This is a genomic window from Bartonella sp. AA89HNZF, from assembly GCF_042196905.1.
Lineage (GTDB): Bacteria > Pseudomonadota > Alphaproteobacteria > Rhizobiales > Rhizobiaceae > Bartonella.
Genome location: NZ_JBHIRD010000154.1, coordinates 1 through 503, shown reverse-complemented (window position 1 = coordinate 503; position 503 = coordinate 1). Strand labels below are relative to the sequence as shown.

1 pseudogene is annotated in these 503 nt (G+C 36.8%); it reads right to left on the bottom strand.

Annotation, left to right across the window (positions count from 1 at the left end):
* A pseudogene (locus ACFIN0_RS10240) lies at positions 1–503 on the bottom strand (damage-inducible protein); the annotation flags it as partial.

Genomic DNA, 503 nt, shown 5'->3' with positions numbered 1-503 from the left:
TCAAGTTGTTTTGTACGCTCTTTAGCACTAAAGGTTCCATCAATATGGGCAAGGGTACAGTTAAGAGGAGGAGTATCTTTATAGTTCTTATGAAGAGCGCGCAAAGATTCTTGCACTTTTTCTTTTTTGAATCTCTTGCATACGCGTTTAGAAGTCTCAATATCTTTGCAAAAAGCTAAAGCTCTACGCATGGGCTTGGGGTCATCTTTAAGATCAAGTTTCAGATCCATTTTGGTAAGGGCTCTATAACAGCCATTAATCTTGGTCCTATCGTCAAGAATAAGTTCATAATTCTTATCGGTAATCAGATGTTGAATGGACTGGCTTACTTCTTTTTCGTTGACAACTAATATGATAACTTTACAAGGTGCTAACAGCTTATCCTCTAAAGCACGTGAAAAGTTGTAAGTGTAAAGTTGTTTGCCATAGAGTTTTTCATTATCCATGGACACCAAAACGTTATTGGATAAGAAAGCATTCCTTTTCAGCTTGTCACTAAAGAT